The 20,047-nt window shown below is 57.4% G+C and carries 22 protein-coding genes; 10 read left to right on the top strand and 12 right to left on the bottom strand.

Features of this window, described 5'->3' with window-relative positions; genetic code table 11:
* Positions 1–45 precede the first annotated feature (45 nt).
* The 3 genes from QQL54_RS10220 to QQL54_RS10210 all read right to left on the bottom strand — a co-directional run bounded on the left by QQL54_RS10220 (position 46) and on the right by QQL54_RS10210 (position 3,832).
* On the bottom strand, positions 46–825 hold the full coding sequence (locus tag QQL54_RS10220) for an SDR family oxidoreductase (protein WP_284390310.1): 780 nt from the start codon (positions 823–825) through the stop codon (positions 46–48).
* A gap of 106 nt (positions 826–931) precedes the next feature.
* Positions 932–2,215 carry an ammonium transporter gene (locus QQL54_RS10215; protein ID WP_431355937.1) on the bottom strand — a complete coding sequence of 428 codons (1,284 nt, stop codon included), beginning with the start codon at positions 2,213–2,215 and terminating at the stop codon, positions 932–934.
* A gap of 264 nt (positions 2,216–2,479) precedes the next feature.
* Positions 2,480–3,832: an ammonium transporter family protein gene (locus QQL54_RS10210; RefSeq protein ID WP_284390306.1), complete on the bottom strand. Its 1,353-nt coding sequence runs from the start codon at positions 3,830–3,832 to the stop codon at positions 2,480–2,482.
* A 160-nt stretch (positions 3,833–3,992) separates the two neighbouring features.
* On the opposite strand from QQL54_RS10210, the gene QQL54_RS10205 reads away from it, so the two are divergent.
* Entirely contained in the window at positions 3,993–4,361 is a 369-nt protein-coding gene (locus QQL54_RS10205; RefSeq protein WP_284390304.1) for a DUF952 domain-containing protein, read from the top strand.
* A gap of 24 nt (positions 4,362–4,385) precedes the next feature.
* Positions 4,386–5,444, top strand: coding sequence for a quinone-dependent dihydroorotate dehydrogenase (locus QQL54_RS10200; RefSeq protein ID WP_284390302.1), 1,059 nt, complete (start codon positions 4,386–4,388; stop codon positions 5,442–5,444).
* Positions 5,445–5,459: 15 nt separating this feature from the next.
* Here QQL54_RS10200 and QQL54_RS10195 read toward each other — a convergent pair whose 3' ends face one another.
* Entirely contained in the window at positions 5,460–5,885 is a 426-nt protein-coding gene (locus QQL54_RS10195; RefSeq protein WP_284390300.1) for a PaaI family thioesterase, read from the bottom strand.
* 8 nt (positions 5,886–5,893) lie between these two features.
* Complete coding sequence (locus tag QQL54_RS10190; protein ID WP_284390298.1) at positions 5,894–6,517, bottom strand: DUF1134 domain-containing protein; 624 nt, start codon at positions 6,515–6,517, stop codon at positions 5,894–5,896.
* 143 nt (positions 6,518–6,660) lie between these two features.
* On the opposite strand from QQL54_RS10190, the gene QQL54_RS10185 reads away from it, so the two are divergent.
* Positions 6,661–7,566, top strand: a complete 906-nt coding sequence (locus tag QQL54_RS10185) for a LysR substrate-binding domain-containing protein (RefSeq protein WP_284390296.1) — start codon at positions 6,661–6,663, stop codon at positions 7,564–7,566.
* Here QQL54_RS10185 and QQL54_RS10180 read toward each other — a convergent pair.
* The gene (locus tag QQL54_RS10180) at positions 7,563–8,744 is read right to left on the bottom strand and encodes a saccharopine dehydrogenase family protein (RefSeq protein ID WP_284390294.1); all 1,182 of its coding nucleotides are present in this window, start codon (positions 8,742–8,744) and stop codon (positions 7,563–7,565) included. The two genes, QQL54_RS10185 and QQL54_RS10180, sit on opposite strands and share 4 nt — an antisense overlap.
* Before the next feature lie 24 nt (positions 8,745–8,768).
* Positions 8,769–9,842, bottom strand: coding sequence for an SMP-30/gluconolactonase/LRE family protein (locus QQL54_RS10175; protein ID WP_284390292.1), 1,074 nt, complete (start codon positions 9,840–9,842; stop codon positions 8,769–8,771).
* Positions 9,843–9,975: 133 nt separating this feature from the next.
* Here QQL54_RS10175 and QQL54_RS10170 point away from each other — a divergent pair, with 133 nt between their 5' ends.
* The 4 genes from QQL54_RS10170 to QQL54_RS10155 all read left to right on the top strand — a co-directional run bounded on the left by QQL54_RS10170 (position 9,976) and on the right by QQL54_RS10155 (position 13,225).
* A complete protein-coding gene (locus QQL54_RS10170) occupies positions 9,976–10,800 on the top strand; it encodes a lysophospholipid acyltransferase family protein (protein ID WP_284390290.1) in 825 nt (274 codons plus the stop codon).
* Entirely contained in the window at positions 10,797–12,122 is a 1,326-nt protein-coding gene (locus QQL54_RS10165; protein WP_284390288.1) for an MFS transporter, read from the top strand. The genes QQL54_RS10170 and QQL54_RS10165 overlap by 4 nt, the downstream gene beginning before the upstream one ends.
* Complete coding sequence (locus QQL54_RS10160; protein ID WP_284390286.1) at positions 12,122–12,643, top strand: RNA methyltransferase; 522 nt, start codon at positions 12,122–12,124, stop codon at positions 12,641–12,643. Before QQL54_RS10165 ends, QQL54_RS10160 begins: the two co-directional genes overlap by 1 nt.
* Positions 12,644–12,709: 66 nt before the next feature.
* The gene (locus QQL54_RS10155) at positions 12,710–13,225 is read left to right on the top strand and encodes an invasion associated locus B family protein (RefSeq protein ID WP_284390284.1); all 516 of its coding nucleotides are present in this window, start codon (positions 12,710–12,712) and stop codon (positions 13,223–13,225) included.
* A 22-nt stretch (positions 13,226–13,247) separates the two neighbouring features.
* Here the strand turns inward: QQL54_RS10155 and QQL54_RS10150 are convergent, their stop codons facing one another.
* A complete protein-coding gene (locus QQL54_RS10150; protein ID WP_284390283.1) occupies positions 13,248–13,745 on the bottom strand; it encodes an ABA4-like family protein in 498 nt (165 codons plus the stop codon).
* Positions 13,746–13,850: 105 nt separating this feature from the next.
* Between QQL54_RS10150 and QQL54_RS10145 the strand changes: the two genes are divergently transcribed.
* From QQL54_RS10145 to QQL54_RS10135, 3 genes are all read left to right on the top strand, one after another.
* On the top strand, positions 13,851–14,219 hold the full coding sequence (locus tag QQL54_RS10145; RefSeq protein ID WP_284390281.1) for a YMGG-like glycine zipper-containing protein: 369 nt from the start codon (positions 13,851–13,853) through the stop codon (positions 14,217–14,219).
* Between the two features lie 87 nt (positions 14,220–14,306).
* The gene (locus QQL54_RS10140; RefSeq protein ID WP_284390279.1) at positions 14,307–14,678 is read left to right on the top strand and encodes a lecithin retinol acyltransferase family protein; all 372 of its coding nucleotides are present in this window, start codon (positions 14,307–14,309) and stop codon (positions 14,676–14,678) included.
* Positions 14,679–14,777: 99 nt separating this feature from the next.
* Positions 14,778–15,233 carry a BLUF domain-containing protein gene (locus QQL54_RS10135; RefSeq protein ID WP_284390277.1) on the top strand — a complete coding sequence of 152 codons (456 nt, stop codon included), beginning with the start codon at positions 14,778–14,780 and terminating at the stop codon, positions 15,231–15,233.
* 91 nt (positions 15,234–15,324) lie between these two features.
* Here the strand turns inward: QQL54_RS10135 and acnA are convergent, their stop codons facing one another.
* The 4 genes from acnA to ubiE form a co-directional block, all read right to left on the bottom strand.
* Positions 15,325–18,015, bottom strand: a complete 2,691-nt coding sequence (gene acnA / locus QQL54_RS10130) for an aconitate hydratase AcnA (protein ID WP_284390275.1) — start codon at positions 18,013–18,015, stop codon at positions 15,325–15,327.
* A gap of 83 nt (positions 18,016–18,098) precedes the next feature.
* On the bottom strand, positions 18,099–18,398 hold the full coding sequence (locus tag QQL54_RS10125; RefSeq protein WP_284390273.1) for a hypothetical protein: 300 nt from the start codon (positions 18,396–18,398) through the stop codon (positions 18,099–18,101).
* A gap of 138 nt (positions 18,399–18,536) precedes the next feature.
* The gene (locus tag QQL54_RS10120) at positions 18,537–19,190 is read right to left on the bottom strand and encodes an inner membrane-spanning protein YciB (RefSeq protein ID WP_284390271.1); all 654 of its coding nucleotides are present in this window, start codon (positions 19,188–19,190) and stop codon (positions 18,537–18,539) included.
* The gene (gene ubiE, locus QQL54_RS10115; RefSeq protein WP_284390270.1) at positions 19,187–19,978 is read right to left on the bottom strand and encodes a bifunctional demethylmenaquinone methyltransferase/2-methoxy-6-polyprenyl-1,4-benzoquinol methylase UbiE; all 792 of its coding nucleotides are present in this window, start codon (positions 19,976–19,978) and stop codon (positions 19,187–19,189) included. Before ubiE ends, QQL54_RS10120 begins: the two co-directional genes overlap by 4 nt.
* Between the last annotated feature and the right edge of the window lie 69 nt (positions 19,979–20,047).

Raw genomic sequence — 20,047 nt, 5'->3', positions numbered from 1 at the left:
ATGCGGTCAAGGGGCGCAGAGCAAACAAATGGGGTTGGGCTGACTTTATCCCGGTGTTGCGGCGGACCCGGCCAACAAGCCGCCATCAATCGTCATTTCTGCGCCCGTGATGTAGCGAGCCTCGTCAGAGGCCAGCAAGACACAGAGCGCGGCGACTTCATCGACTGTGCCGAAGCGCTGCATCGGCGTATCCTTCACCAGCGCCGCCATGGTCGCTTCGCGGGCCTCACCTTCCCCCAACATCGGTTCCCACATCGGCGTCAGGATCGCCGCTGGGTGAACCGAGTTGCAGCGAATATCGAGGCCTTGTTGCGCGCAATAAAGCGCCACAGACTTGGTGTGATTCCGGATCGCGGCTTTGGAGGCGGCGTAGGCGCTCGCGCCCGGAATGCCGACCAGACCAGAACGCGACGAGATATTGATGATCGCACCACCCCCAGACTCCCGCATCGCGCGGATCGCGTAGCGGCAACCGAGGAATGTGCCGTCCGTGTTCACAGCATGGACAGCGCGCCAATTGTCTAGCGACGCGTTTTCCGGATCATGCGGCCCGACACCATTTTCAAACCCCGTCACACCCGCATTATTGACGAGGATGTCGATCTGCGGGCGTGCCGTCGCCAGCGCGTCCCAATCCGCCTCAGACTGAACATCCAGTTTCATAAACTCAGCGCCGATCTCTTTCGCAAGGGATTGGCCGAGCGCAGTGTTGATATCCGTCAGTAAGACTTGTGCGCCTTCGGTGATAAAGGCGCGGGCAATCCCTTCACCAATCCCGCGGGCCGCCCCCGTGATGACGGCGTGTTTGTTTTTAAGTCGAGTCATAATGATCTGCTCATACAAAAAAGGACGCTTGCGCGCCCTCGCCCATCCGGGCCGACAAATCTACCTACCGCCTCTCGTTTTTAACGAGAAGCGGTAGATTTACCGATTAGTTATAGGCGCTTTCGCCGTGCAGACTGGTATCGAGCCCTTCATATTCTTGCTCTTCCGTGACGCGCAGACCGAGCGTGACCTTCAGCAGTAGCAGAATGATCGTGGTCGCAAATGCGGTCCAAGCGACAACGATGAGCAAGCTTAGAAGCTGATCGACAAACACGCCCTCGCCCGTCCCGCCTAAGACCGTCGCGGACAGGAAGGGTAGCAGCAAAATTCCGAGCATCCCGCCAACGCCGTGCACCGCAAAAACATCAAGACTATCGTCGATCTTCATACGGACGCGGAACAGATTGACCGCACCGTAACAGACGAGACCGCCCGCCAAACCCATCAGGATCGCGCCGCCAGGTCCGAGCACGCCCGCAGCTGGCGTCACTGTTGCCAGCCCCGCGATGGTCCCCGTCGCCGCCCCGACAAGGGTCGGTTTGCGGGACTGCATGGCTTCCAGCGCAATCCAAACGAGCGTCGCGACGGACGCGGCGACATGGGTCACCAGAAGCGCCATGCCTGCACCGCCGTCGGCCGCCAACTGGCTGCCGCCATTAAAGCCGAACCACCCCACCCAAAGCATGGCCGCGCCGACCATGACCAGGCCCGGCCGATGCGGAACAGATAGGTCCGTAGGAAAGCCCTTCCGAGGACCCAGCAGGAACACATAGATCAGGGCTGAGACACCCGCCGTTGCGTGGACGACGAGGCCGCCCGCAAAATCGACCGTACCAAACGTCTGAGCCAAATAGCCGCCGCCCCAAATCCAATGGGCGACGGGCGCATAGACGACTAGCAACCACACCGCCGTGAAGATCATGACGGGCAGAAACTTCACGCGTTCGACAAAAGCCCCGACAATCAAAGCGGGCGTAATGATCGCGAAGGTCATCTGGAAGGCAAGAAAGACATTTTCTGGAATGGTGCCCGAGACTGATTCTGTGCCAACATTGGAGAACGCCTTCGACAGACCCCCCCACCAGAGGCCGTCACCGCCAAACGCGATGGAGTAACCCGCCACGATCCAGACCAGACTGGCCAAGGCCGCGATGGCGAACACTTTCATGAGGACTGAGAGGTAATTCTTCGCCCGGACTAAGCCGCCATAGAAGAGCGCCAGCCCCGGCAACGTCATAAACAGAACCAGAGCCGTTGCCGTCAAAATCCAAGCTGTATCGCCAGAGTTGATGGTCGGCGCGGCCTCTTGCGCCAGAGCCGGTGTACCCACGGCACATAGCAGAGCGCCTAAAGACGCCGCTAGCCCAACAGATTTCATGTTTGATAACATCATCACATCCCCAAATTATTAGAGCCTCGTTCAGGGACTCGCTTGCGGGACGCCCTAACGATGTGCGGTCAGATGCGCTGATGAGAACGGGAACGCGTCGAGGATTGACGATCCGCGCACAAACTTTCGACGAAAAAACCCCGCCTCTGCTGAAAAGCAGGGCGGGGAAGGTGTGTGAAGCCGACCTGGCCTCACGAGGGGATTTGGAACGCTGCGCCTTGCGATCAAAGTTGAGGCGCAGCGTAAACTCTGTCTAGCCAGGACTTATCCCGGGACGAATTCCGGATAGGCGGGCACCCCGATCTCGGCTTGGTCGAGACCAACGATTTCATCTTCTTCTGACGGGCGCAGCCCGATGGTCACTTTGAGCAGGAACCAGACGACGGCAGAGATCGCACAGACGAAGACGGCTGTGGCGCCGACACCGATCGCTTGGACACCGTAGCTTGCATCGCTGTTCGATAGCGGCACGATCAGTGTGCCGAAAATACCAGCGACGAGGTGTACTGGGATCGCGCCGACGACATCATCAATCTTGAACTTGTCGAGCAATGGCACGGTCAAACAAGCCAGGATCGAACCGATCGCTCCGATGATAACCGACAGACCGACAGACGGGGCCAGAGGTTCTGCCGTGATGGCGACGAGGCCTGCGAGCGCGCCGTTAATAGCGAGCGTTACATCGATCTTCTTATAACGGAGCTGCGTGTAGATGATCGCTGCGATGACACCGCCCGCAGCGGCCATGTTGGTGTTGACGAAGATACGCGAGACATCCGCGACATCCGCAATCGTCCCGGCGGCCAGTTGCGACGCACCGTTAAAGCCGAACCAACCGAGCCACAGAATAAACATACCCAAAGTGGCGAGCGGAATATTGCTGGCCGGGATCGGATGCACTTTGCCGCCGACATATTTACCCAAACGCGGCCCGATGATGATGGCACCAACCAAGGCCGCCCAACCGCCCGTACTGTGCACAAGCGTCGACCCGGCAAAGTCAGAGAAACCCATATCATCAAGAAAGCCTGTGCCCCACTCCCAGCTAGCGACAACCGGATAGATGAAGCCGGTCAAGACCACGACGAAGAGAATGAAGGGCCAGAACTTGACGCGCTCAGCAATAGTGCCGGACACAATCGAGGCGGTCGTGGCGCAGAACACCATCTGGAAAAACCAATCCGAGGCTGTCGAGTAACCGGTCCCGACCAGATCACTGGCAAGTTGCGCGCTGGCTTCGACAGAACCCGCGTCAAGGCCAACCGGGTCCATTCCGTAGGGGCCGAATGCCCCGATGCCGATAAATTCCGACCCGCCGGAATAGAGGAAGTTGTAGCCCATCGCCCAGAACATCAGACCCGCAACGGAATAGAGGGCGATATTCTTGAGGCACTGCATGGAGACATTTTTGGTGCGGACGAAGCCCGCTTCCAGCATCGCAAAACCAGCCGCCATCCACATCACAAGGAAACCCCCGATCAGGAACAATAGCGTGTTGAAGATAAAGGCGGTCGAATTGGCCGCCTCAATCACTGTTGTGACGTCTTGCGCCATGGCGACAGCGGGCAATGCGGCCACGGCCGCCCCCAATCCTAATGTAAAGCCTAATCGGCGCATGGTGATCCCTCCATTGTTCAATCGAGGAGACCCAAAGGCAAAAGCGGCGGTCCTGCGAGCTTGAGGGCGGGCCAGAGCCGGGATTGCAGGGCGGAGAGCAATCTTTGTGCGCACGCCTTGCCGTCTTGCCCTCATCCTGTGCAGCCGCTAGCGCGCGCCCATGCAGCCATCGATCCCAACAGACCGGACTATCTATAAAATCCTGACCCCCGAAGAATGGGCCGTCTTGCGTCGGGATGAGCAATCGTCTGGCAGCGATCTGGATCAGACCGACGGGTTCATCCATTTCTCCACGACCGCGCAACTCCAAGGCACGCTCGACCGCCACTATAAAGACGCCGGGACATTAGTTTTGGCGGAAATTCCCCTATCCGCTTTGCAGCAGCGGGATCTACGGTGGGAGCCTGCGCGCGATGGCTCGCTCTTCCCGCACCTTTATGAGGCCCTCAGTCTGTCGGTGATTGCGCGGCACTGGACGTTGCATCCGAATGCGGACGGCGGCTATGCCCTGCCGAACCTATCCCGCTAAAACGTCATCCGTCAGAGCCCAATTATGAGCCTTATCTATAAGACTGGTACCAGTGTGTTGCGCCGCCTACCCGCTGAAACCGCCCATGTGACGACGGTGCGTTTGTTGCGCGCGGGTCTGGGTCCCAAAGACGGAATCATTGACCGGCCCGAGCTGCGCACACATGTCGGCGGGCTTTATTTGCCCAATCCTGTCGGGCTGGCCGCGGGCTTCGATAAAAATGCCGAGGTGCCGGACGCGATGTTGGGCGCGGGCTTTGGCTTTGTCGAATGCGGCACGGTCACGCCCCGACCTCAAGCGGGCAATCCCAAACCACGCCTGTTCCGCCTGCCGGAGCATGAGGCGGTTATCAATCGCATGGGGTTCAACAATGAAGGCCTTGATGCTTTCGCCCGTCGTCTTCGGGCGCGCCATGGCAGACCCGGACTGGTCGGCGCCAATCTGGGCGCCAATAAAGACAGCAAGGACCGGGTCGCGGATTATGTCGAAGGGTTGAGCCGCCTCTGGGGCTTATGCGATTACTTCACCATCAATGTCAGCTCCCCCAACACGCCCGGCTTGCGCAAACTGCAAGGCGCAGACGAAATGGACGAATTATTGGAACGGCTCGCCCAAGCCCGGGCCAAACTGTCAGCAAGCGGTCCGAATTACCCGCTCTTCCTCAAGGTCGCCCCAGATCTGGACGTGGCGGATGTTCCGCGCGTGGTGGAGCAAGTCCGGACTTATGCATTTGATGCTATTATTGTGTCTAATACGACCATCGACCGCCCGGACTCCATTGGCTCACGCTGGGCAGACGAAGCGGGGGGGCTGTCAGGGCAACCCTTGTTTGAAAAATCGACCCGGCTTCTATCGCACTTCTATGACGCGACCGAAGGCCGGATCGATCTGATCGGCGTTGGCGGGATTGGATCGGGTGAACAAGCCTACGCCAAGATCCGGGCTGGGGCGAAGGCCGTGCAACTTTACTCGGCGCTAGTGTTCCACGGGCCGCAGCTGGTGCGGGAAATTTGCGACGACCTCAGCGCGAGGCTCAAAGCGGACGGGTTCGCGTCCGTCGCGGATGCGGTTGGGGCCGATTAGCCAGTCTTGATTTTGTTAGGCTGTCTTGATCTTAAAGGTCGCGTTGGCGCGGGCCACAATGGTCGCGTCCGTTCGTAATGTCGTGCTGACAAAAACGAGCGAGCCGCCCAATTTTACGATCTCACTGTCCGTTTGCAGCCACTCGCCAATTTTCGCCTGTCCGACATAATCAATCGCCAAATTGACCGTAACCATGCCGAGAATTTTGCGACCATCTTTTTCTAACGCGTGACCGCAGGTCAGCCCCATCGCATTATCGGCTAGCGTGGCAATGAAGCCCCCATGCACTAATCCGCGCGAATTACAGTGAAGGTCCCGCACCACCGTGCCGAGGCTCATTTGCCCGTCATCCAGCCGCGCATAAAGCGGTTCGAACGGATCGGTGAACGGGGATCGCCGCTTGTGCGGCGCAAACCCGTCCGGAATAGATTTATTTGTCATGGGGTTGTCTAGAAGGGCAAGCCGCGTTTTTTTGTGTAGCGCGTATAGCCCACATTCGCGCCGAGGCGTACGCCAACACCCGTGCGGATGGGGGCCAGTGTAATGCCGTTGGTGCGCTGATAATTCACCGCCATGCCGCCAATCAGATAGGCCGATCCATCCACGCCGGGGAAACGCCGGTGAATGTCCTCCATATCTTTGAGGCCATAGACCAGTGTGAAAACCTTGCCCGCTTCTGCCCCAACATCGAACCCGATCGTCGGCCCCTGCCAATAGATCGGCATAGTGTCGCCGTTTTTCATCCACAGCGTGCCTTTGCCGAACCGTGCCCCAATGGTCAGTGCGCCGCCGCCTTCTTCGCCGGTAATGTAACCGACCGGTCTGCCGCGATCCTTGAACAGGCGCTCAATGGCCGTGGCCGCAGACTCGCTCGTCACGCCCAAATGGGTTGAGATAGCCGCGACCAGCTCATTTTCATTGTAGGTTTCCGCCTGGCCCTGCGAGCGCTCCTGTGCAGCGCGGATATCCGTCGCACTATTCGGATTGTCGGGCGGGGCCGTGGCACATCCTGCCAGAGTGACAAACGCGGTCAGAATAAGCGCGCAATTACGAAACAGGGGAACTGTGATCATGGCCGAAAACTCCGGGGCAGGGTGCGAACTTGTCCCGAATTAGGGTTAATAAAGGACGAAATTATGACGGAGAGGCCCTTCTATCCGCAGTCGCCGCCTTCGCCTCTTGCCTCTCCGCCCCGACAGGTTGATAGGCTGCGCGCATGAACCTGCGTGATCTTGATTATGTTCTGGCTGTTGCCGAATCCGGCCATTTCGGGCGAGCCGCCAAAGCTTGCAACGTGTCGCAACCGACCCTGTCGGGTCAGATCAAGAAGCTGGAAGATGAGCTGGGCGTGCAATTGTTTGAGCGCGGTCGCGGCGGCGCAAAGCCGACCGATGCCGGGCGGGCCGTCGCGGAACAGGCGCGGGTCGCCCTACGCGCCGCCACTGAAATTCGCCAAATTGCCCAAGCCGCGCAGGATCCATTCGCGGGGGAGTTCCGGCTCGGCCTGATCCCGACCGTGGCGCCCTATCTGATCCCGCGTTTCGTGGCCCGCATGCGCAATGCGCTGCCAGACCTGTCCGTGATTTACCGTGAAGATATCACGGAACGGCTGATCCGCGATCTAGAAGCCGGAACAATTGACGCGGCCATTTTGGCCACCCCGCCGGACTCAGACGCACTGCAGGCGATCCCACTTTATACCGAACCATTTCGGTTGGTCTTTCCGGACGGGCATGACCTGTCTTCGCTAGCGCATCTGCGCATGTCTGATGTGAACCGACAGGAGATGTTGCTGCTGACGGAAGGCCATTGTTTCCGCGATCAGGCGCTGGCCATTTGTGACGCGCAGTCAACACAGACATCGTTGCGCGCGACATCGCTAGAGACACTCATCAACTTGGTCGCGCAGGGTCAAGGCGTGACGCTGGTCCCGGCGCTGGCCATGGCGGGCTTGTCCGATGAGCTTGGTCTTGAAGACCGCACCCTTGAGGATGACGGCGCCGCCCGCGCCATCAATCTGACGATCAGGCGCAGCACGCCGCGCCGCGCGCTGACAGGGCGGGTTGCAGAGATCATCCGCAGCGGCCTGCCCGATACGGTGACCGTTGCTGAAATAGGCTAACCCTCTATTCTGAAAGTCAGTCCAGCATGCGCCTCTAAGCGTTCAATCAAGGCTGTCCCCATGGCCGGGGCCGAGGTGTAGACGCCGCCAGGCGTGGTCTTACGATCCACATCACGCGTTAGGCACAGCGCCGCCTCACTGATCATCTTGGATGTCGAACCATATCCCGGATCCTTATCACCCGTAACGACAGCAACCATTGTATCGGCACCCCCAGAGTCTTTAGTGCCTCCAATGAAGGCGAGATCGTAAAATCCGGCCTCGCGCTCTTCCGATGTCGGACCTTCACCGGGTTTCGGCGGGTTTTTGCCGAACGTGTCCTGCTTGGCGACAAAATTTGCGGCGGCCTCGCCTTTTTCGCCCGGCCCGGTCATCACCATCTCATCATAGGTGAAGTCTTCGCCATAAGCGTGACCCATCAGCGCATTGGAGCGGTGAACGTTTTTGGTGTTGATCGCCGCCATGACAAACGGCGCGGCCCAGCTGTTCAGATCCTCATCAAGGATCGGTTTATGTCCGGTCGGCTGCGCCGGACCCTGAAACCCTTCGGCGAGAGAGAAGGGATTTTTGAGCCATTCGAGAATGTGCGGCTCTTTTTGGGCGCGCTTCATCGTTTCCATAAAAGATGCGGCTGTGCCGCCCGAGAACGTGCCCTGCATTTTACGAACGCGACCCCGAACACGGGCATAGGGTTTGCCGTGTTTGGCCTTGGCTTCGCGCTGCAGCAGATAGACACCCATATCGAAGGGGATCGAATCAAAGCCGCAACTATGGACAATGCGCGCACCGCTTTTCGCCGCCGCTTCGCTGTAGCGGTCAATCATGTCGACCATCCAGGCGGGCTCTCCGCACAGGTCAACATAATCCGTACCCGTTTCCACGCAGGCTTTGACCAGCGGTTCGCCGTAAAGCTGATAGGGTCCAACCGTGGTGATCACGGCATCGGCACGCTCACACATCGCCTTTAACGTCGCCGGGTCAGACGAATCCGCGACGATTAGATCGACACTGTCGGGCAAGCCCATTTCGGACCGAACGGCTTTGAGCTTCTCCATTGAGCGACCCGCCATGGCCCAGTTCAAATCGTCGCCATATTCTTTGTGCAGATATTCCGCGACGAGCCGCCCGGTATAGCCTGTGCTGCCATAAACGACGATTTCATAGTCTCTGTCTGACATGGGGGTTTCCTTACAAGTTGGGGCTTATGGGTAGGCGCGGTAGCCGAGAGTCGGCGACAGCAATGAGGTTATGTATAAACGATCGCCCACCAGGACGGCCCCCGTCGGGGTGACATATCCACCCTGCGGATCATGCCACGTGCGCAGCACGTTTCCGTCGGCATCAATTTGCAGGATTAGGCCGTAGGCTTGCGCTTGGGGTCGCATGGAGGCGGGAAGACGCATGGCAATTTTTCGCGCCAACACATTTCCGGAGTTCTTGTCGAGCCATTCGGAACGCGGACTGACAATGCCGACGAAGAAACTGTCATCCGGGCCACGATTAATATTGTCCGGAAAGCCCGGAAGATTGTCGATCAGGACGCGGCTCTCGCCCGTATCGGGATTGATCTTCAAGACTTGATACCGACCTGTGACATTCATCAAAATATCGCCGTCCGGCGCGATGGCGATCCCGTTGGAGAACACAAATCCGTCGGCAACGATTCGGGTTTCACGCGTCGCTGGATCATAAGCCAGCAAACGGCCTGTGCCGTCGCTTTCCATCAGTTCCAGCAGACTAGCCGCCATGGTCGACCCATTCGCCTTAGCCCCGAATTTCGTAGACGCGTCCGAGAAATAGATGACGCCGTCATCGGCGATATCGAGATCATCGGCATAGAGGATCGGAGTGCCGTTCACGCTGTCTGTCAGCACCTCAACTGAGCCGTCGAGCCCGACAGACACTAACCCCTTATGCGCGTCCGCGACGATCAAGCGATTGGTGGCAGGGTCCATTTCTAACCCGAGCGGGACACCGCCCGTATCCGCAAGTATATCGACCGTACCGGTCGCGGGGTCGACCGTCAGTATATAACCCTCCTGCGTCGCGGTCAGCAGACGCCCATCGGGCAAGGCGACAATATCTTCGGGGCCGTGATGCGGTGCGAGATCAATCAAGCTCAACCCGGCGAGATCGGTATTGGCCGTATAATCTCCGACATAGCCTTGATCATCCGGGGCCTCCCAAGCCACGGGCGCGACCGGCACGGGCCAAAGCAGTAAATAGGCGAGCAACACGCCAACCACGCCGAATATCACGATCAATGCTGTCTTCATGCCAGTCCTCTTAGTTGTCCTGATGACCTAGCGAGACACAGTCAGACTGGCAATCACAGCTTAACGCCATCACCCCTATGTGGACGAGCCTGTGCGGGCTGGTCTTATTCTGATCGCCCGTTAAAGTGCACCTGTGCGATCTACCCTCTTCAACCTGTTCTTTTATAGCGTTACAGCCCTCTATGCGCTGATTGGCGTGCTGTTCAGCCTCGTGCCGGGCCGGGCTTTGCTGATGGGCAGTCTGCGCCGCTACACCAAGGTTATTCGTTGGGGCATGCGGGTAATCGCTGGGATTACGGTTGAGGTCACGGGCCATGAACGCGTCCCGGCCGATGGCCCCGTTATCCTCGCCGCCAAGCACCAATCCTATGGCGACGGCGTCATCATGTTTCACCAATTCGATGATCTATCTTTTGTCACAGGCGATCATTTAGAGAAATTCTGGTTGATCAAAGTGATTCTCGCCAAGATGAACGCGGTCGTGGTGGAGAGCTGCGGCGGGGCGGCGACCCGCGCGCGCATGGCAGAAACCTCCCGCGTCGTGCGCGAACAGGGTCGGCGCATTCTGATCTATCCGGAAGGCCACCTCTCCCAAGTCGGTACGCACCATCCTTATAAAAAAGGCATTTGGCATCTACAGGAAGATTTTGGCTGTCCCGTCGTGCCGGTCGCGACCAATCTCGGCCAGCGCTGGAACCAGACCGATTGGATCAAACATCCTGGTCGCGCCCATGTCGAATTTCTGGAGCCGATCCCGCCCGGGCTCGGCAAAGATGAGTTCATGGACTTATTGCAGGCGCGGATTGAAACCCGGTCGATCGAATTGCTTGACCTCGACAATCCCGGCGCGCTCAACCCGGCTGACATCGGCCAAGTCGCGCTGAATTCTGTGGCGCAAGCGCGCGAAGCTCGCAAAGCCTCCCAAACCGACGCGCATAATAAAGAGAACGCCGCATGAGCCGACATCCCGAAACGGGTCTGACCTTTACTCGGCGCTTTCTGCCACTCTTCACTCTCTTTCAGACTGGAACCTTCAACGATAACGGGTTGAAAAACGCGTTGATCGCCCTGATCACCTTTGGTGGTGTCGCCTTTCTGTCAGATCTTCCCAGCGGTATGCGTGTCCCCGTCGCTGCGCTGATCTTTACCGGACCCTTTACTATCCTCTGCGCGATCGCCGGACAGATTGCCGACAAGGTTGATCGGGGTGTCATTTTCCGCTGGGTCAAGCGCGCAGAAGTCGGGATCATGCTGCTGGCCGCGCTCGGTTTCTATCTCATGGATGTGCGCATTCTCGCCGTGGCGCTTGGTTTGATGGGGGCGCAATCAGCATTCTTCTCTCCGACCAAGAACGCGGTGCTGCCGCAATGGTTGACAGAACGCGAGCTGATTAAGGGCAACGCGTTGATGAGCGGGTTCCAGTTTGCGACGATTCTGGCCGCGACTATTTTCGGTCTCTTTGTCCTTGCGCTGGGCACAGTCGTGATTTCATCCGTCCTCATCGTTCTAGCTCTTGTCGGCTGGTTCGCAGCGGAAAAATGCCCCCCTGCCCCAGCGCCACAGCCAGAACTCAAGATCAACTATGAACCCGTCACAGCCACGATCAGCGTCCTGAAAAAGGCTTTCCAACATCCAGATGTTCTGCGGCCTCTGCTGGGTATTAGCTGGTTTTATGGCCTGTCGACGGTCTTCGTCACGACTTTGCCGGATTTCGTTGGCCAGACGATGGGCTATAATGAACAAGCCTTGCAGGTCTTACTGGCCTGTTCGACGATCAGCATTCTAGTAGGATCGCTGTTCGTGTTCTTTGTCGGTAATATGAAAATCTGGGGACCAGAAGCAGTGCGCCTCAGCACGCTTGGCATTATCGGCGCCGCTATATTCACTTTTGGCCTGATATCTGTCCCCGCACCGCAATATTCTGGGAGCGAGGCGTTTGGCCCGGTCACCGAATTTTTCGCCGATCCGGCCATGCCGCTCTTTCTGACCATGTTAATCGGCGCATCGGTCAGCAGCGGAATTTTCGTCGTCCCACTTCAAGCGATGGCACAGCGGCGGGCCGATCCGGAAATTCGCGCTCGGTTGATGAGTGCAGGCTCAGTCTTGCTCAATCTGTTCGTCAATCTGACGACTTTTGGCCTTATCGGGCTCGGCGCTCTGGCGCTCGGACCCTATCTGCCCTTCTGGCTTATCGTGATCGGCAGCAGCATTGTTGCCGCCTATGCGGTCTATCGATCCATCAAACTGGTCGAACGACCGCAGCCCGGAGTGACTGAATAATGCGCGGTTATTTCGGTATCGGTAGCGAGCGACTGTCCAAGCCGCATAATCTTGGCGTGATCTTGCGGACAGCGCATGCGTTCGGTGCCGGCTTCGCCTTCACCATCGGCTCTCCGATGGAAGAGGATGCGGTGCGACAGACCGATACGTCGGGGTCCTCCACACATCTGCCCTACTATCGTTGGCCTGATTTCGATCCGACGCGTTTTCCTGAAGGATGTGTCTTGGTCGGGGTAGAGCTGACGGATGATGCGGTTGATCTGCCCAGCTTCCGCCATCCGCTCAACGCGGCCTATATTCTGGGGCCGGAAAAAGGGTCACTCTCTCAACCCGTGCAAGATGCTTGCGCCCATATTGTCAAAATCCCGACGGCCTTTTGCATCAATGTCGGCCTAGCCACAGCATTGACGCTTTATGACCGATCTATCCTGTTCGGGGGCCACGCGCCGCGCCCACTCGTGCAACGAAGCCGCTCTCACCCTGGAAAAAAGAGAACGGGCATCGGCCTGAACGGCAACTAAAACCTGTCTGAAAAGATACTGAGCATTAAGCCAGAATTAAGCCTGTTCGCGTTCTATACGGACCTTATGAAACGCCTTTTTTTATCAGCCCTCATCGCTCTGAGCCTAAGCCCGGCTCTTCTGCCCCATTCAGCACAAGCGAATGCGCCCAGTGTTGAAGGCCAGCATGGGGATTGGATGGTCTATTCGCGCGGCGGCGGGGAGGCTAAAATGTGCTACGCCGTGTCCCGCGCCACGACACAATCGCCGCCTAATGTGAAACATGGCGACATTTTCTTCCTTGTGTCGAACTGGGCGAATGGCGACGCCTTTGAACAGCCCTCTCTCATGACTGGCTTTCCGCTCAAACCGGCGCGCGCGCCCAAAGCGCGAGTCGGGTCGACCTCGATCTCTATGTATGGCGCACAGAATGAAGCGTTCATTGCTGAAACAGCCGATGAACGTCGACTTGTGTCTAGGATGCGTAAAGGGGCCAATATGACGGTCGAAGCCGTGTCTGTCCGCGGCACCGAAGTCTCCTATAATTTCAGCCTTAAAGGGATCACGGCGGCCCTACGTCAGACCAAGGCGCTCTGCCGATAAAACGGACTTACGCCGCCGATGATCAAGCCGTTTCCGGATTGATCGACCATTTCCGACGCAACACGAAATAAAGCAACAAGCCGACCGGCCCGGCCATAAATGTCAGCAACAGGCACGGCACCAACGCCCAATGGCTCATGCCGCGGCGGCGCGCATCCCGCGCTTCCCACATACCAACGAATAGATCGAACACCAGATAATGGACCCAGGCGGTTAAAACCCCGAACGGGTGCGTGAAAATCGCTGCAATACCTTCGACCGTGCTGAAACTGACCGGCTCACTATTCGTACCCCAAAGCAGCGCCCCCGCCATAAAGCCGATATAGGCCAAGCCCAGAATGACGGGATAGAGCCCGCTATGGATCAGCCGATCCGTCCAGGTCCATCGCGGCGCAAAAATCAAGAGCGCCCAAGCCGGCATGACCGACAAGTTGATCAGATTGAGCAGGGTCTGGTGGATGGGCTCGACAATCATGGGCGTATCCTTCGTAATCGCACAAAAATGTAATGTTCGGCTCATCCTACAGTTAACATGCGTTGGCTAGGAACCTAGCACCCGTTGCGACGTTTATGGATCTAACGGGCCAAATGGGGGCCGCCCAATCTGGGCCTATGGAGATTTCTAATGACAACTCTTCTTAAGACAGGCGCTTTGTCGCTTGCCGCACTTTCTTTCGCAGCCTGTACAACAACGGGCAATGTCGAACGTAACGCCGCATATGGAGCCGCTGCAGGCGCTGTAGCCGGGGCGATCATCGGTAATAATACTGGCAACAGCAATGCCGGTGATGGCGCCCTGATTGGCGCCGGTGTTGGTGCAATTGCGGGCGGAATTTACGGTCACAGCAAGGACGGCAAGCAGGGTACGCCAACAACGCAAGCCCCGATGCTCGACAAGTCGACCCGCTATTTCGACGAAAACACACGCCGCTATTACTATTTCGAGCGTGGCACGAGCCGGACCTTCTATGAGAATGGCGAACGCCGCTCATAGAGCGAAACGCTGCATCGCATTTGACGCCCGGCTGCTTCCGCAGTCGGGCGTTTTGCGTTTGAGAACAGTTCAGACTATCAGCGTTCTATGAGCCGTTATCCTTATGAGCGCGCTGCGCGTATTTATCCCGCGGGAACGCTCTTAGCCGTCCGCGTCCGCGGCCTGTTCGATCATGTCGGGATCGCAACAGGCTATGGCACGGTGATCCATAGCTCCGCCAAGTTTGGCCGCGTGATGGAAACTGATATGGCGGATTTTTCCGGCGGGCGCTCGATCCGTATGATCGCCTATGCGTCCCCCATGTCTGGCTCTGAAGTGGTTGTTCGCGCGCGCGGACGCATGGGTCAACGCTACAATCCTCTGGTCCGAAATTGCGAGCATTTCGTCACCTGGTGCCTATCAGGCCAGGCCCGATCTTCGCAGCTCGGCCCACTCGATCTCGGCCGGCATCTAAGTTAAGGGGACTGACAAATTGTCACGGCTCTAAAACCTATCTGACCCCTGTTGCGTATGTGTTTTATGGTGAGGCTATAGGCCTCTCGCATTCGGAAGTAAGAATTGACCCAAGAACCGCTTCTCGAGATCGTCTATAGCAGCGAAACGACCGCGCCGATGAGTCCGGATGAGGTTCGGGCTCTGCTCGATCATGCCCGCCGTAAGAATGCCGAGAACGGCGTTACCGGTCTGCTTTGTTACGACAACCACCAATTTCTACAGATCATTGAAGGCGAGACCGACGTGATCTTGGATCTATTTCACGCCATCCAGTCCGACCCACGCCACACCAATATGCGAATCCTGCATGAAGGTGACATTGAGAAACGGGCTTTTGATGATTGGAAGATGGCTTATGAACCCGTCCCCTCTGGCATGTTACCGAGCTTGAGCCATGCCATTCATCGGCAATCTCTGGATCTGAGCGACGCGAGTGCCGGACGCCGTATTTTCACCCTGTTCATGGACGATATGTATCGGGGTGGTCGCGAAGCCGTGCGGGAGCCTGAAGAGGCATAGATCTGAACGTCTCCGCTCAGAAACTCGTAAACCCGCAATAAAAAAGCCCGCCATTCGGCGGGCTTTTCGCAATCTAGTGACAGCTTTTTCCTTAAGCCGCCGCGCGATCCTCACGCGCTAAGTTGCGCAGCACATAGTGCAAGATGCCGCCGTTTTTATAGTATTCCAGCTCATTTTCCGTATCAATCCGGATCTTAGCCGTGATCGTTTTGGTCGAACCGTCCGTCATAGTGATGTGGACGTCGATATCATCGAGCGGACGAATATTGTCGATGTCGCCAATACTGACCAACTCATCGCCGGTCAGGCCAAGTGCGCCCCAGCTATCGCCGTTCTGGAATTCCAGAGGCAGCACGCCCATACCGATCAAGTTAGAGCGGTGGATGCGTTCGAAACTCTCCGCGATCACAGCGCGCACACCCAGCAGGATCGTACCTTTGGCTGCCCAGTCACGGGATGAGCCGTTGCCGTAGAGTGAACCCGCAAAGACGACGAGATCACGCCCATCCGCCTTATAATGCTGAGCCGCGTCGAAAATGCTCATAACGTCGCCGGTTGGGACATGTTTGGTCACACCGCCTGTTGTGCCAGGGGCCATCAGGTTTTTCAGCCGGATATTGGCAAATGTGCCGCGCATCATGACTTCGTGGTTGCCGCGGCGTGAGCCGTAGCTGTTAAAGTCGGTGCGGGCGACTTGGCGTTCCTGCAGATAGCGGCCAGCGGGGCCGTCAAACTTGATCGATCCTGCCGGGCTAATGTGGTCCGTCGTGATCGAATCACCGAGCAGCGCCAGAATGCTGGCATTTTCCACATCGCGCACGGGTTCTGGATCGATACCCATGCCTTCGAAATAGGGCGGGTTGCGTACATAGGTTGAGGCCGGGTTCCAATTATAGACCTTGCCGCCTTCGACCGTGATGTCGGCCCAGCGTTCGTCGCCTTTGAACACATCCGCATATTCGGACACGAACAGATCGCGCGTCACCGAGCCGCGAACCGTTTCGGCAATTTCTGTCGAGGTCGGCCACAGATCGCGCAGGTAGACGTCTTTGCCGTCCTGATCCTGACCTAGCGGGTCATTATCGAAATCATGATGCATAGTCCCGGCCAACGCATAAGCGACGACAAGGGGCGGCGATGCCAAGAAGTTGGCTTTAATGTCCGGGCCGATCCGGCCTTCAAAGTTGCGATTGCCGGATAGGACTGAGCAAGAGACGAGATCGGCATCCGCGATCGCTTTAGCCAGTGGCGGGGCGAGCGGGCCGGAGTTCCCGATACAGGTTGTGCAGCCATAGCCCACGACATCGAAGCCGATCTTATCCAATTCGTCCTGAAGACCCGAGCGCTGCAAATATTCACCGACAACCTGCGATCCCGGAGCCGTAGATGTTTTGACCCACGGTTTCACCGTTAGGCCGCGTTCATTGGCTTTCTTGGCCACCAGACCCGCGGCCATCATGACAGAGGGGTTGGAAGTATTCGTGCAAGAGGTGATCGCCGCAATCATCACGTCGCCATGATCAATCGTGAAATCGTGGCCTTCAACGGCCGTTGGGCTCGACGCATCGCCAGCCTTTTCGAAATCCTTGGTCATGATCAGTTTGAACGTATCGGCTGAGCCCTTCAGATCGAACCGATCTTGCGGGCGTTTCGGGCCAGACAGGGACGGGTTAATCGTGCTCATGTCGAGATGCAAAGTGTCGGTAAAGGACGGCACATCGTCTGTGCGGAACAGGCCCTGCGCCTTACTATAGGCTTCGACCAATTCGACGCGCTCTTCCTTGCGCCCTGTCGCTGTTAGGTAGCGCAACGTATCCGTATCAACCGGGAAGAAGCCACAAGTCGCGCCATATTCAGGCGCCATGTTGGCGATGGTCGCACAATCTTCGAGCGCCAGATGGTCGAGGCCCTGGCCATAAAATTCGACAAATTTGCCGACCACGCCTTTTTCGCGCAGCATTTCTACGACGCGAAGAACCAGATCGGTCGCGGTCGCGCCTTCAGGTAATTTACCTGTCAGCTCAAACCCGATCACTTCTGGGATCAGCATAGAAACAGGTTGGCCGAGCATAGCCGCTTCGGCTTCAATCCCGCCAACACCCCAGCCCAAGACACCGAGGCCATTGACCATCGTTGTGTGCGAGTCTGTACCGACCAGCGTGTCAGGGAAAGCATAGGTCTTGCCGCCTTCGACTTTGGTCCAAACCGTCTGGGCCAGATATTCCAGATTGACCTGGTGGCAGATACCGGTGCCGGGCGGCACAACAGCGAAATTATCGAAGGCTGACTGACCCCATTTCAGGAAGTCATAGCGTTCGCCATTGCGTTCATATTCCCGGGCGACATTTTTTTCGTAACTGTCTTCTGTACCGAAATAATCGACCATGACTGAGTGATCGATGACCAAATCAACAGGGACTAGCGGATTGATCTTTTCCGGGTCGGCGCCAAACGCCGCCATCGCGTCGCGCATCGCGGCGAGGTCAACGACAGCTGGAACGCCGGTGAAATCCTGCATCAGCACGCGCGCAGGGCGGTAAGCGATTTCTTGGCTGGAGCGCCGGTTGGTCAACCAGGCGGCCATCGCTTCGATGTCAGCTTTGGTCACCGTTTTATTGTCTTCGAACCGTAGCAAGTTCTCCAAAAGGACTTTCAGCGAGCGCGGTAATTTTGAGATCCCGGTCAGCCCGTTGGCCTCGGCGACCGTCAGGTCGAAATAAGTGTAAGTTTTCGAGCCGACGGTGAGCTCGCGTTCACAGCTGAAACTGTCCAGGGATGCCATATCTTGTCCTAATTATAAGCGCGCGGGGGTGTTGGCGCGGCTTATAACAACCACGGGGCTTGGTTCAATGTCTAAGGCAGGGTCTAAGGCAGGCTGTTATGCTGTTGCGAGGCCTGATCAGAGGCTGAATCTGAGCTTTGATCCGAGTTTACCGCGATAAAACAATCCCAAGCCGCACGGCACAAGGTCCGGCCCGCCCGAACAGACTGCAACCAGTCATTCAATTCGCGCGCATCCGCATCGAAGGGCTGAAAAACACCGTGACGTTGCGCCGCGCCGAGCTGGTGCAGATAGACCGCATCTTTGGAGCTGGCTTTGGCATAACGCTGGCTCAGGTCGAGCTGTGCAAGGGCGCGTGCCACCCTGAGTGAGCTGATCTGCATGACCCCCGACTTTCCGCTCCCCCGAGCCTTAAAAATATGCGCAGTACGGACGAGCCGATTCGCGTATTAAAGTCGTGGTAGCGGAGCGGAGTCGGGGGTCCAGTTAACCCTTTTGGTAAGGTTAATATACCTTCAGCCTTAGTCAGATTTGGATTTCTCCAGGCCCTGAAGACCGCCGTGACGATTGATCAGCGGGATCATGGTCAGGGTAAAAATGATGGTCAGCGGCAGGAAGCCGAACACTTTGAAATTGACCCAGAAATCTTCAGACTGCGTGCGCCAGACGAATTCGTTGAGCGCCGCCATCGCAAAGAAAAACAAACCCCAACGGATCGCGAGCTTATCCCAAATCCGGTCAGGTAAGGTGAAGGCACTGCCGATCATCAGTCGGATGATATTACGACCGATCAGCACGCCGCCAATCGCCGCAATCCCGAACAGCGCGTTCACAATGGTCGGCTTCATATAGAAGATAACCTTGTTATCCGCGAGCAGCGCCAGCGCTGCTGTGACCACGATAATCGCGGTCGACAGGACCAACATGCCGGACACTTTTTTGTGCCGGAGCCAACCAATCGCCAATGCAATGACTGCCGCCACAGCGAAGATGCCGGCTGCAATAAGCATGGCATCGTCGGGATTGGACCGCTTGATCCAGTGGAAACTGACGAAGAAGACCAACAGTGGTCCGAAATCGAGCCAGAAACTATTATGAGCGCCGCGCCCTTCCGGGACGGATGATATATTCGCCGTTTCGATCGTGTCTAAAGAGACTTTGTTGTCATCGCTCATGCGATTTTCCATCCTGTATGAAAGGCCGTCACCCCGGCGCTATAATCGGCCCATTTGACCTGCGCGAACCCGGCATCGCGCATCATCTGCGCGAACTGATCCTGCTTCGGAAAGCGGCGGATGCTCTCAACCAGATATTGGTAACTGTCGCGGTCCCCCGCAATGGCCTGTCCAAGACGCGGAATAACCGTGAAGGAATAGGCGTCGTAGAATTTGCGGATCAAAGTTTCGGGCGGCGTTGAGAACTCCAGCACGCCGAGCCGGCCGCCGGGCTTAAGCACACGATGAAATTCGCGCAGCGCCGCCATCCGGTCAGTGACATTGCGAATACCATAAGCGATCGTGACGGCATCAAACTGCGCATCTTCAAACGGTAAGTCCTGCGCATTGGCGCAGACCCGAGTGAGATCAAGCCCCGCATCCTTATTCGGGTCGATCCCTGCCAGCAGCATCTCATCATTGATGTCTAAAATAACAGCGCTAGCAGGCCCTTTGTCCGGAAGACCTTGCCCCCCCCGACGATCCCGAACCGTCTCTGCCGCTTGAATAAACCGCCGCGCAATATCGCCCGTCCCGCCCGCTACGTCGAGCAATCGCTCGCCGGGTTGCGGGTTGAGTTTGGTGATCGCCATGTCTTTCCAGACCCGGTGCAGGCCCATGCTCATGGCGTCATTCATGCGGTCATAATCGCGCGCGACTGAATCAAAGACTTGCCGAACCCGGCCTTGCTTCTCTTCCGTCCGGACTTGCTCAAACCCGAAATCAATTGTGTCGTCTGTCGCGCTCATCACAAGGCGGCTATATGAGGGCCGGCGCGGTTCGCCAAGGTCACAATACCGCGCGGCTCTGCTTAGAGG

The organism is Algimonas ampicilliniresistens, assembly GCF_030159955.1.
In the GTDB taxonomy this organism is placed as follows: Bacteria; Pseudomonadota; Alphaproteobacteria; order Caulobacterales; family Maricaulaceae; genus Litorimonas; species Litorimonas ampicilliniresistens.
The sequence above is the reverse complement of the archived record's forward strand: the minus strand, read 5'-3'. Positions and strand labels throughout refer to the sequence as shown.

What these genes read in the sequence shown, in the direction of transcription:
- QQL54_RS10220 (WP_284390310.1), bottom strand. Translation starts at nt 825, where the DNA reads ATGACTCGACTTAAAAACAAACACGCCGTCATCACGGGGGCGGCCCGC.
- QQL54_RS10180 (WP_284390294.1), bottom strand. Translation starts at nt 8,744, where the DNA reads ATGTCAGACAGAGACTATGAAATCGTCGTTTATGGCAGCACAGGCTAT.
- QQL54_RS10150 (WP_284390283.1), bottom strand. Translation starts at nt 13,745, where the DNA reads ATGAGCCGAACATTACATTTTTGTGCGATTACGAAGGATACGCCCATG.
- QQL54_RS10160 (WP_284390286.1), top strand. Translation starts at nt 12,122, where the DNA reads ATGCGCGGTTATTTCGGTATCGGTAGCGAGCGACTGTCCAAGCCGCAT.
- QQL54_RS10120 (WP_284390271.1), bottom strand. Translation starts at nt 19,190, where the DNA reads ATGAGCGATGACAACAAAGTCTCTTTAGACACGATCGAAACGGCGAAT.
- QQL54_RS10140 (WP_284390279.1), top strand. Translation starts at nt 14,307, where the DNA reads ATGAGCCGTTATCCTTATGAGCGCGCTGCGCGTATTTATCCCGCGGGA.
- QQL54_RS10185 (WP_284390296.1), top strand. Translation starts at nt 6,661, where the DNA reads ATGAACCTGCGTGATCTTGATTATGTTCTGGCTGTTGCCGAATCCGGC.
- QQL54_RS10205 (WP_284390304.1), top strand. Translation starts at nt 3,993, where the DNA reads ATGCAGCCATCGATCCCAACAGACCGGACTATCTATAAAATCCTGACC.
- QQL54_RS10155 (WP_284390284.1), top strand. Translation starts at nt 12,710, where the DNA reads ATGAAACGCCTTTTTTTATCAGCCCTCATCGCTCTGAGCCTAAGCCCG.
- QQL54_RS10190 (WP_284390298.1), bottom strand. Translation starts at nt 6,517, where the DNA reads ATGATCACAGTTCCCCTGTTTCGTAATTGCGCGCTTATTCTGACCGCG.
- QQL54_RS10195 (WP_284390300.1), bottom strand. Translation starts at nt 5,885, where the DNA reads ATGACAAATAAATCTATTCCGGACGGGTTTGCGCCGCACAAGCGGCGA.
- QQL54_RS10125 (WP_284390273.1), bottom strand. Translation starts at nt 18,398, where the DNA reads ATGCAGATCAGCTCACTCAGGGTGGCACGCGCCCTTGCACAGCTCGAC.
- QQL54_RS10165 (WP_284390288.1), top strand. Translation starts at nt 10,797, where the DNA reads ATGAGCCGACATCCCGAAACGGGTCTGACCTTTACTCGGCGCTTTCTG.
- QQL54_RS10175 (WP_284390292.1), bottom strand. Translation starts at nt 9,842, where the DNA reads ATGAAGACAGCATTGATCGTGATATTCGGCGTGGTTGGCGTGTTGCTC.
- QQL54_RS10215 (WP_431355937.1), bottom strand. Translation starts at nt 2,215, where the DNA reads ATGTTATCAAACATGAAATCTGTTGGGCTAGCGGCGTCTTTAGGCGCT.
- QQL54_RS10145 (WP_284390281.1), top strand. Translation starts at nt 13,851, where the DNA reads ATGACAACTCTTCTTAAGACAGGCGCTTTGTCGCTTGCCGCACTTTCT.
- ubiE (WP_284390270.1), bottom strand. Translation starts at nt 19,978, where the DNA reads ATGAGCGCGACAGACGACACAATTGATTTCGGGTTTGAGCAAGTCCGG.
- QQL54_RS10200 (WP_284390302.1), top strand. Translation starts at nt 4,386, where the DNA reads ATGAGCCTTATCTATAAGACTGGTACCAGTGTGTTGCGCCGCCTACCC.
- acnA (WP_284390275.1), bottom strand. Translation starts at nt 18,015, where the DNA reads ATGGCATCCCTGGACAGTTTCAGCTGTGAACGCGAGCTCACCGTCGGC.
- QQL54_RS10210 (WP_284390306.1), bottom strand. Translation starts at nt 3,832, where the DNA reads ATGCGCCGATTAGGCTTTACATTAGGATTGGGGGCGGCCGTGGCCGCA.